Annotated in this window: 5 protein-coding genes; 4 read left to right on the forward strand and 1 reads right to left on the reverse strand. The window is 74.7% G+C overall.

Annotated elements, in window-relative coordinates; genetic code table 11:
• Positions 1-95 precede the first annotated feature (95 nt).
• A complete protein-coding gene (locus tag CCN44_RS36040) occupies positions 96-791 on the reverse strand; it encodes a type 1 glutamine amidotransferase domain-containing protein (protein ID WP_086702824.1) in 696 nt (231 codons plus the stop codon).
• 263 nt (positions 792-1,054) lie between these two features.
• Here CCN44_RS36040 and CCN44_RS36045 point away from each other — a divergent pair, with 263 nt between their 5' ends.
• The 4 genes from CCN44_RS36045 to CCN44_RS36060 form a co-directional block, all read left to right on the forward strand.
• On the forward strand, positions 1,055-2,551 hold the full coding sequence (locus tag CCN44_RS36045) for a hypothetical protein (protein WP_143650224.1): 1,497 nt from the start codon (positions 1,055-1,057) through the stop codon (positions 2,549-2,551).
• A 74-nt stretch (positions 2,552-2,625) separates the two neighbouring features.
• Positions 2,626-4,659 carry an ATP-binding SpoIIE family protein phosphatase gene (locus CCN44_RS36050; RefSeq protein WP_086702829.1) on the forward strand — a complete coding sequence of 678 codons (2,034 nt, stop codon included), beginning with the start codon at positions 2,626-2,628 and terminating at the stop codon, positions 4,657-4,659.
• Between the two features lie 278 nt (positions 4,660-4,937).
• Complete coding sequence (locus CCN44_RS36055) at positions 4,938-9,194, forward strand: bifunctional nitrate reductase/sulfite reductase flavoprotein subunit alpha (RefSeq protein ID WP_086702832.1); 4,257 nt, start codon at positions 4,938-4,940, stop codon at positions 9,192-9,194.
• A 107-nt stretch (positions 9,195-9,301) separates the two neighbouring features.
• A partial coding sequence (locus CCN44_RS36060) for an alpha/beta fold hydrolase (RefSeq protein WP_086702844.1) occupies positions 9,302-10,124 on the forward strand: 823 nt, incomplete at its 3' end.

Genomic DNA, 10,124 nt, shown 5'->3' on the forward strand with positions numbered 1-10,124 from the left:
GCGGGACCGTCGGCCGGGCGCCGCAGGCGGCCGCGTCGCCGCACGGACCCCCGGCCGGCGACGCGCACGGGCGGCGAGCCGTCGGCGGTCCCGGCTCAGCCCAGCTTCTTCAGCAGTTCGGCGGCGAGCGGGGCGGAGGAGGCGGGGTTCTGGCCGGTGACCAGGTTGCGGTCGACCACCACGTGCGGCGCCCACGGCTCGCCGGCCCGCACCCGCACGCCGGCCTCGGTGAGGCGGTCCTGGAGCAGCCACTTGGCCCGGTCGGCGAGGCCGGCCTGGGTCTCCTCGGCGTTGGTGAACGCGGCGACCTGGTAGCCGGCGAAGGCGTTGGCGCCGTCCTCGCCGGTGGCGGCCAGCAGCGCGGCCGGGGCGTGGCAGACCACGCCCAGCGGCGTGCCCGCGGCCAGGGCGTCGATCAGCAGACGGCCGGAGGTCGCGTCGACGGCGAGGTCCTCCATGGGGCCGTGGCCGCCGGGGTAGAAGACGGCGGCGTAGTCGGCGAGGTCGACGTCCTGGAGGCGGACCGGGTGCCGCAGCTCGCTCATCGCGGCGAGCTTGTCCGCGATCGCGTCGGCGTTCTCCTGGCCGCCGTTGGCCTCGGCGGCGAGGCTGGCCTTGTCGACGGTGGGCACGACGCCGCCGGGGGTGGCGACGACGATCTCGTGTCCGGCCGCCTTGAACGCCTCGTACGGGGCGACGGCCTCCTCGGCCCAGAAGCCGGTGGGGTGCTTGGTGCCGTCGGCCAGCGTCCAGTAGTCGACGCCGGTCATCACGAAGAGGATCTTCGACATGGTGCTTCTTCCCAGGGTGTGGCGGACGTGACCGCCGTACCTGACACCTGCGCGTGCGAGGCGTCAGGGCGGCGGTGTCCTCGACCGTACGGCGGCCCGGCCATAGGTTTCCAATGAAGAAGTGAATGTCAGGCATTGGAAATGCAATGGGTCGTGGGGCAGGTGCCGCGCGTGGACCCCAGGCTGCGCAGGAGGAGCGCCCTGGTCCGGACTACCGTCGGAAGAGTGCGGCGCCGTCCCGTCGGTATCCCAGGGAGGCAAACGTGGCGTGCGGCCCCCGAGCGACCATGCGGGACCTGTGGCCTCGGCTGCCGGAGGAATCCCGCTCGGCCCTGCTGCGCCGCAGCGCCGAGGCCGACTGGTGGGTCCTCGACGCGCTGCGCACCCCCTGGGAGGCGATGCGCCCGCTGGTGTTCTCCGAGGCGGAGTACCACCGGTTCGCCGCGCTCACGGCGGGCGTGCTCCGGTGCGCCCTCCTCGCGTGCAGGCGCCGGGCCGGGACCGCCGGCGAGCTGTACGACGCCTTGAACGACCGCCGCGAGCTGCGGCTCCTGGACCCGTCGCAGCGGCTGTCCGCCGCCTGCCTGCTGCGCATGGCCCGTCCCGACGCGCTGGTGGTGGACGGCACGCCCTGGTTCGTCGAGCTGAACATCGGCCCCAACATCTACGGAGTGCCGGGACTAGAGGAGCGCGGTGCGGCGTTCGCCCGGAGCTGGCCGGACGGCACTCTGGTCGAGCCGCCGTCGACCCTGCGCGCCCGGGCGGCCTGCCTGGCCGACGTGGTGGCGGCGCCCGGCGGCAGGCGTCGCCGGGCGCTCGTCCCGACCTGGCGGGCGGACTCGGGCATCGCGGCCAAGCTGGACGGCACGCCCGCCCTGCGCCGCTATCTCCGGCCGGCCGCGGAGGCCGCCGGGGCGGCGGGACTCGACGTGTCCGTCGCGGACCTGTCCGAGGTGCACGGCGGCGCCGGCGGGCTGTGGGTGGACGGCGACCGCGTCGATGTGGTCTTCAACCAGTTCGTCAGTGCCGTGCCGGCGGACGGCCGGGCCGTCGGCGTGCTGCGCGCCGCCGTCCTGGCCGACACCGTGCAGTTGTTCGTCCCCGAAGCATCGTGCCTGCTCAGCGCGAAGCAGGTGCTGGCCTGGATGCACGAGGACCTGGACCGGTACGCGCCCGCGGACCGGGAGCTGATCCGGCGGCACGTGCCGTGGACGGCGTGGCTGGGCCCCGGGCAGTCCGCCGAGCGGCGCCGGCACCTCCTGGACCGCGCCGTGCGGGACAGGGCCGGCCTCGTCGTCAAACCCTCCTGCGGGCGCGGCGGCGCCGGTTTCGTCGCCGGACACGCGGTCACGGCGCGGGAGTGGCTCGACCTGCTGACGCAGCGCTCACGGGAGCACACACTCGTCCTCCAGCACCGGCTGGTGCCCGACCGCACCTGGATGCGGTTCCGGAGCCGCGACGGCACCCTGACGGCGGCCCCCGTGCCCTTCGTCCTCTCCCCGTTCCTGCTGGGCGGCCGCATCGCGGGCGCCTGCGTCCGCCACCCGGCCCCCGACACGGACCCCGCCGTCGGGCCCCTGAACACCGCGACGGGAGCCGTCCCCAACACCGTGCTGCTCCTGCCCGGCCCCGCGGACCGGCCCCCGCGGTGCCCGGCACCGGCACGGGTCACCCGCCCGGACCACCCCGATGGCTGCCGTCCGGCCCACCCGCGAGGGTCGCAGGAGACGCCCCGGCGTCCACACCGAAGGGAGCAGTGATGCGCAGCCACCCGCCCATCGCCGATCACGGTCTCCCCGGAGACCCGCCGCCCCGCGCGCGGGCCTAGTCGGCGATGCCGTCCGGATCCGCCGGCGGAGACCTGTCCGCCACCGTGCTGGAAACCCTGTTCACGCAGGCGCCCATGGGGTTGTACGTCTTCGACGACCAGCTGCGGATCGTGCGCTACAACACCGCGGCGCGCGGGGTCCGCGGGCTGCCCAGCGACCAGGTGTGCGGGCGGCGGCTGGACGAGATCGCGGAGGGCTTCCACGATCCCGAACTCATCGCACTCGCCCGTCAGGTGCTCGCGGGCCAGGCGCCCGTCCAGGACCGCCTGATCCGCGGCCGACACCCGGGCGACCCGGACCGCGAGATGGTGATCTCCGTGTCGGTCTTCCGGGTCCGGCCCGGCGAGGGTCACGTGCTGGGCGTCGCCGTCGTCCAGGACGTCACCGCGCGCCAGCACGCGGCGGACCGGCTGGACATCCTGCACGACGCCCACCGCACCATCGGCACCAGCCTGGACGTGCGGGCCACGGCCGAGGCACTCGCCGACGTGGTGGTGCACCGGTTCGCCGACGCGATCACGGTGGACGTGCTGGACGACGCCGTACGCGGCGCCGCGCTGCCCGCCGGGCCGGTCGACGCGGACGTCCCGCTGCGCCGTGTCGCCTTCCGGTCGGTGACCGACCGCGCGGGGCGGATCCCTCCGGGCGGGCTGACCACCTTCCCCTTCCCGACGCCGTTCACCCAGAGCCTGCACGACGCCTCGCCCCGGCTCGTCGCCCGGCTGAGGGCCGACGAGCCCTGGCTGGCCGCCGACCCGGAGCGGGCCCGACGGCTGACCGACGCGGGGGTCCACTCGCTGCTCGTCGTCCCGCTGGTGGTGCGCGGCAGCGTCCTCGGGGTCGTCGGCTGCTACCGCCACCGCGACCCGCGGCCGTACGACGACGAGGACCTGTCCCTGGCCGAGCAGCTGGCCCAGCGGACGGCGCTCAGCATCGACAACGCCCGCAGCTACGCGCGCGAGCGCACCGTCGCGACCGCGCTGCAACGCCATCTGCTGCCCCGCACCCCGCCCCGGCTGACCGCGGTCGACGCCGCGTGCCTCCACCTGCCCGGCACCGAGCGCGGCGGCGGGGACTGGTACGACGTCATCCCCCTCTCGGGCAGCCGGGTGGCCCTCACCGTCGGTGACGTCACCGGCAGCGGTATCGAAGCGGCCGCCGCCATGGGGCAGGTGCGCACGGCCCTGACGACGCTCGCGGTACGCGACCTGGCCCCGGAGGAGCTGCTGTCCTGCCTCGACGGTGTCACCGGCTCGTTGACGCGGGACACGGGCGAGCCGGTCACCGCGTCCTGCCTGTACGCGGTGTTCGACCCGGTGACCCGCACCTGCACGGCGGCCAGCGCGGGGCACGCGGCGCCGGTCGCCGTGGGACCGCTCGGCGAGCCCCTCTCCGTGGATCCGCCCGCCGGTCCCCCGCTCGGTACCGGCTGCGGCAGGTACGAGGCACTGCGCGTCGAGCTGCCGGACGGCAGTCTGCTGGCGCTGTACACCCACGGTCTCGTCCGCTCGGCGCCGGACGCCCGGGGGACCCTGCTCCGCCTCCTGGGCCAGCCCGACCGCGCGCTGCGCCGGATCGCCGACGACGCGGTGTACAGCCTGCTGCGCGGGCAGGGCGAGGACGACGCCGTCCTGCTGCTCGCCCGCACCCGCGGGCTGGACGAGGACCGCCTCGCCGAGTGGACCCTTCCGGAGGACCCGGCCGTCGTCGGCACCGCACGGCGTCTGGCCGAGCACCAGCTGGCCGCCTGGCACCTGGAGGGCCTGGCGTTCCCGACGGAACTGATCGTCAGCGAACTGGTCACCAACGCCATCCGCTACGGCAGTCCGCCGATCCGGCTGCGCATGATCCGCGACCGCGGTCTGCTGTGCGAGGTCTCCGACGGCAGCAGCACCGCACCCCACCTGCGCCACGCCCACGCCACCGACGAGGGCGGACGCGGCCTGGAGATCGTCGCCCAGCTCGCCGACCGCTGGGGGACCCGGTTCGGGCGCCGGGGCAAGACCATCTGGTGCGAGCAGCGGACGGACGACACCTGAGGCCGCACGGACGACTGCCGGGGTCCGCCCCGCGCACCGCGGAGCACCTACGGGGCGGGGCCGATCCGAAGCCGTCACCGCCGAGCCCCCCCGGCGGCGAACACCGCCTCCCGCTCCCCTCACACGGCGGCGCCGCAGCGTGTGCGGGGGGCGTAACCCCGCACGCTCCCGGCGCGTGACGGTCCGGTAATTCGGTCTTCCTACGGTGCTGGTCATGGGGGTCGCCCGCCACCGGCGGGCGGGTCCGCAACGGTGCACGCGCGGTGGGTGGGGGTTCGGTGGCGGCTGGCTCGAAGGACGGGGACGGCGGCGTCCGCACGGTCTGCTCGTACTGCGGTGTCGGCTGCGGGATCGTCCTCGACGTGACCCGGGATCCCGCCGACGGCCGGCGGCGCGTGGCGAGGGTGTCCGGTGACAGGGCGCACCCCGCCAACCGCGGTCGTCTGTGCACCAAGGGAGCCACGAGCGCGGACATGATGGCCGCGCCCGGCCGGCTGGCGCGTGCGCTGGTGCGCGCCGAGCGCGAGGCCCAGCCGGTCGAGACCGATGTGGACGAGGCGGTCGCGGTGGTCGCCGGGCGGCTGCGGGCGATCCTGGACGAGCACGGGCCCGACGCGCTGTCGTTCTACGTGTCCGGGCAGATGTCCCTGGAGGCGCAGTACCTGGCGAACAAGCTGGCCAAGGGCTTCGTGCGGACCCGCCTGATCGAGTCGAACTCCCGGCTGTGCATGGCCTCCGCCGGCACCGGCTACAAGCTGTCGCTCGGCGCGGACGGCCCGCCCGGCTCGTACGAGGACTTCGACCACGCGGACGTCTTCTTCGTCATCGGCTCCAACATGGCGGACTGCCACCCGATCCTCTTCCTGCGCATGATGGAGCGGGTGAGGTCGGCGGGCGCCAGGCTGATCGTCGTGGACCCGCGGCGCACCGCCACCGCCGACAGGGCCGACCTCTTCCTGCGGATCCGGCCCGGCACCGACCTGGCCCTGCTGAACGGCCTGCTGCACCTGCTGGTCGAGAACGGCCACACCGACGAGGAGTTCATCGCCGAGTTCACCGAGGGCTGGGCGCAGATGCCCGCGTTCCTCGCGGACTACCCGCCCGGGAAGGTCGCGGAGATCACCGGCATACCCGAGAGCGACATCCGGCGGGCCGCGCGGTGGATCGGCGAGGCCGGTGCGTGGATGAGCTGCTGGACCATGGGGCTGAACCAGTCGACGCACGGCACCTGGAACACCAACGCCCTGGTCAACCTGCACCTCGCCACCGGCGCCCTGTGCCGCCCGGGCGCCGGTCCCTTCTCGCTGACCGGCCAGCCCAACGCCATGGGCGGGCGCGAGATGGGCTACATGGGCCCCGGCCTGCCCGGACAGCGCTCGGTCCTGGTCGACGCCGACCGCGCCTACGTCGAGAAGCTGTGGAACCTCCCGGAGGGCACCCTGCGCAGCGATGCCGGGCGCGGCACGGTCGAGATGTTCGAGCGGATGGCGGCGGGTGCCGTCAAGGCGTGCTGGATCATCTGCACCAACCCGGTCGCCTCGGTCGCCAACCGCAGGACCGTCATCGCCGGCCTGGAGGCCGCCGAACTCGTCATCACTCAGGACGTGTTCGCCGAGACCGAGACCAACGCCTACGCCGATGTGGTGCTGCCGGCGACGCTGTGGGCCGAGTCCGACGGCGTCATGGTGAACTCCGAGCGCAACCTCACCCTCGTACCCGGGGTCGTGGACCCGCCGGGCCAGGCGCTGCCCGACTGGCAGCTGATCGCCCGGGTGGCCTGCGCGATGGGCTTCGCCGACGGCTTCACGTACGCCTCCGCCGAGGAGGTCTTCGAGGAGCTGAAGCAGGCGTGGAACCCCGCGACGGGCTGGGACCTGCGCGGTGTGAGCTACGACCGGCTGCGCACCGCACCCGTCCAGTGGCCGGCACCGGCCGCCGACGGCCCGGACCGGAACCCGATCCGCTACCTCAACGACGGCGTCAGCCAGACCCTCCTGGAACGTCCGGACGGCACCCGGCCCCGCCTGGCCTTCCCCACCTCCAGCGGGCGCGCCCGCTTCTTCGCCCGCCCGCACCTTCCCCCGGCCGAACTCCCCGACGACGACTACCCGTTCGTCCTCAACACCGGCCGGCTCCAGCACCAGTGGCACACCCTGACCAGGACCGGCAAGGTGGGCAAGCTCGCCAGGCTCGACCCCGGCCCGTTCGTGGAGGTCCATCCCGAGGACGCCCGGGCCCTGGGCGTGGCCGAGGGCGACCACCTGGAGGTCGCCTCCCGCCGCGGGCGCGCGGTGCTGCCCGCCGTGGTCACCGACCGCGTCCAGCCGGGGACCTGCTTCGCGCCGTTCCACTGGAACGACCTGTTCGGCGAGTACCTCAGCGTCAACGCCGTCACCCACGACGCCGTCGACCCGCTCTCCTTCCAGCCCGAGTTCAAGGTCTGCGCCGTCGCCCTCGCCAGGACGGCCGCCCCCGTCCCGGCGGGCCGGCCCGGCGCCCCGCAGGAGACCGCCCCCGAGCCCGAACCGGTCGGCGCGTCAGCCGCCCCGGCGGCGGGCTCCCCCGTCCACGCGCTCGCCGCGGCCTTCGGCATCGCCGGCCTCGTCCCCGCACCCCTGGCCGAGCCGGAGCGCCGCTACCTCTCCGGCTTCCTCTCCGGCCTCGCCCTCGCCCCGCCCGACGGGCGTGTCCCGGTACTGCCGCCGGGGGCGCCCTTCGCCCCGGAGCGTGCCGCGTGGGTCGACGGGGTCCTCGCGGGCATGTTCTCCCGGGCCGCCGCCGACGCGCCCGCCAAGGTGCCCGCGCAGACCGGAACGCACACCGCGGCGCGGCCCGCGGCGCCGGCCGCCGCCCCGGCCGTACCGGCCCGCCGTCTGGTGATCCTGTGGGCGTCCCAGACCGGCACCGCCGAGGAGTTCGCCGCCCACGCCGCCGCGCGCCTCGTCGAGGCGGGCCGTGCGCCCGAACTGCTGCCCATGGCCGACGCGTCCCCGGCCCACCTGGGCACCGGGACCGATGTGCTCGTCGTCACCAGCACCTTCGGTGACGGCGACGCCCCCGACAACGGCACCGACTTCTGGCAGGCGCTGTCCGCCCCGGACGCACCCAGGCTGGAGGACATCCGGTACGCCGTCCTGGCCTTCGGGGACTCCAGCTACGACGACTTCTGCGGCCACGGCCGCCGGCTCGACGAACGTCTCGCGGCGCTCGGCGCCACCCGCCTCGTCCCGCGCGCCGACTGCGAGCCCGACTTCGAGGAGCCCGCCGAGCACTGGCTCGGCCAGGTGGTCACCGCCCTGACCGCGGACGGCGGCCGGGGCCCGGTGCCCGCGGGCCCGTCCGGGACGACCGCACCCGAGGCCGCCATCACCGCACCGGGGTCCGCCGCCCGGCCGGCCGCCCCCGCGCCGGCCGGCCACAGCAAGGCGTCACCGTTCGCCACCCTGCTGATCGGCAACAGGTTGCTGAGTCTGCCCGGTTCGCAGAAGGAGGTGCGGCAGTTCGCCTTCGACACCCGCGGCGGGGAACTCGCCTACGACGCCGGCGACGCGCTCGGCGTCTGGCCGGCCAACAGCGCCGGCCTCGTCGCCGAATGGCTCGCCCTCACCGGATGCGACCCCGATGAACCGGTGGACCTCGGCAGCGGTGCGCCGCTCCCGCTCGAAGAGGCGCTGCGCACCCGCCTGGACATCTCCCGCATCACCACCGACCTGCTCCGGTTCGTGACCGAGCGGACCGGCAGCCGCGACCTCAAGCGGCTGCTGCGCCCGGACAACAAGGACGCGCTCGCGCAGTGGAGCTGGGGCCGCCAGGCCGCCGACGTCCTCGCCGAGTTCCCCGTCCGTGCCGGTGCCGGGGACTGGACCGGCGTCCTCAAGCGCCTCCAGCCCCGGCTGTACTCCATCTCCTCCAGTCCGCTCGCGCATCCCGGCGAGGTCCGCCTCACCGTCTCCGTCGTCCGCTACACCAACCACCTCGGCCGCGACCGCAAGGGCGTCTGCTCCACCTATCTCGCCGACTGCGCCGACGACGGCCCGGTCCAGGTCTTCGTGCAGCGCTCGCCGCACTTCCGCCCGCCCGCCGACCCCGCCATCCCCATGATCATGGTCGGTCCCGGCACCGGCGTGGCGCCCTTCATCGGCTTCCTCGAAGACCGCCGGGCCCGTGGTCACACCGGTCCCAACTGGCTGTTCTTCGGCGAGCAGCGCCGGGCGACCGACTTCTACCACCGCGAGGAGCTGGCGGCGTTCCGGGCCTCGGGCCACCTCGACCGCCTGGACCTCGCCTTCTCCCGCGACCAGCGCAACAAGGTCTACGTCCAGGACCGGATGCGCGAGAACGGCGCCCGCCTGTGGCAGTGGCTGCGGGACGGCGCCCACTTCTACGTCTGCGGCGACGCCGGACGCATGGCCAAGGACGTCGACCGGGCGCTCAGGGACGTCGTGGCCTGCCACGGCGCCATGGACTCCGACGAGGCCGCCGCCTACGTCCGGCGGCTGGCCGCGGACAAGCGCTACGTCCGCGACGTCTACTGACCGCACCGTCCGTCCCACGGCCCGCGGGCGGGCCGAACGGGGCAGGACCGCGCCCGGCGCGGAGCCGGTCCCGCCGCCCGGGGAGCACCGCGCGTACGCTCCTGCGCATGGTTGAGCATCGTATGGTCGACGTGAACGGGATCCGGCTGCACATCGCCGAGCAGGGCAGCGGCCCCCTGGTGGTGCTCCTGCACGGTTTCCCCGAGTCGTGGCACTCCTGGCGGCACCAGTTCGGCCCGCTGGCCGACGCGGGGTTCCGGGTGGTCGCCCCGGACCAGCGCGGGTACGGGCGCAGCGACCGTCCCGCCGCCGTCGACGCGTACACCATCCTGCACCTGGTCGGTGACGTCGTCGGACTGATCCACGCCCTCGGCGAGGAGAAGGCGTACGTCGTCGGCCACGACTGGGGTGCCCCGGTCGCCTGGCACACCGCGCTGCTGCGGCCGGACGTGGTGCTCGGGGTGGCCGGCCTGAGCGTGCCGCCCCCGTTCCGCGGCACGCAGCCGCCGCTGGCCGCGATGGAGAAGCGGTTCGACGGCCGGTTCTACTGGAACTACTTCGACCGGCCCGGCGTCGCCGACGCCGAGTTCGGGAAGGATCCGCGCACCACGCTGCGGAAGTTCCTCTCCTGGGCGTCCGGGGACGCTCCCGACGCGGGCGCGGGCCGGCAGCCGCTGGTCGACCCCGAGCGCGGCTGGCTGGCGACCATGGCGGACCCCGAGGTGCTGCCGGAGTGGCTCACCGAGGAGGACCTGGACGTGCTCACCGAGAGCTTCGCCCAGGGCTTCACCGGCGCGCTCAACTGGTACCGCAACCTCGACCGCAACTGGGAACTGACCGCCGCCTGGCACGGTGCCGTCGTCACCTCGCGCGCCCTGTACATCTACGGCGACCGCGACCTCGTCCCCGCCTTCCCCGGCACCCCCGAAC

The sequence above is a fragment of the Streptomyces tricolor genome (assembly GCF_002155905.1).
GTDB classification, from domain to species: Bacteria; Actinomycetota; Actinomycetes; order Streptomycetales; family Streptomycetaceae; genus Streptomyces; species Streptomyces tricolor.

What these genes read in the sequence shown, in the direction of transcription:
- CCN44_RS36040 (WP_086702824.1), bottom strand. Translation starts at nt 791, where the DNA reads ATGTCGAAGATCCTCTTCGTGATGACCGGCGTCGACTACTGGACGCTG.
- CCN44_RS36050 (WP_086702829.1), top strand. Translation starts at nt 2,626, where the DNA reads ATGCCGTCCGGATCCGCCGGCGGAGACCTGTCCGCCACCGTGCTGGAA.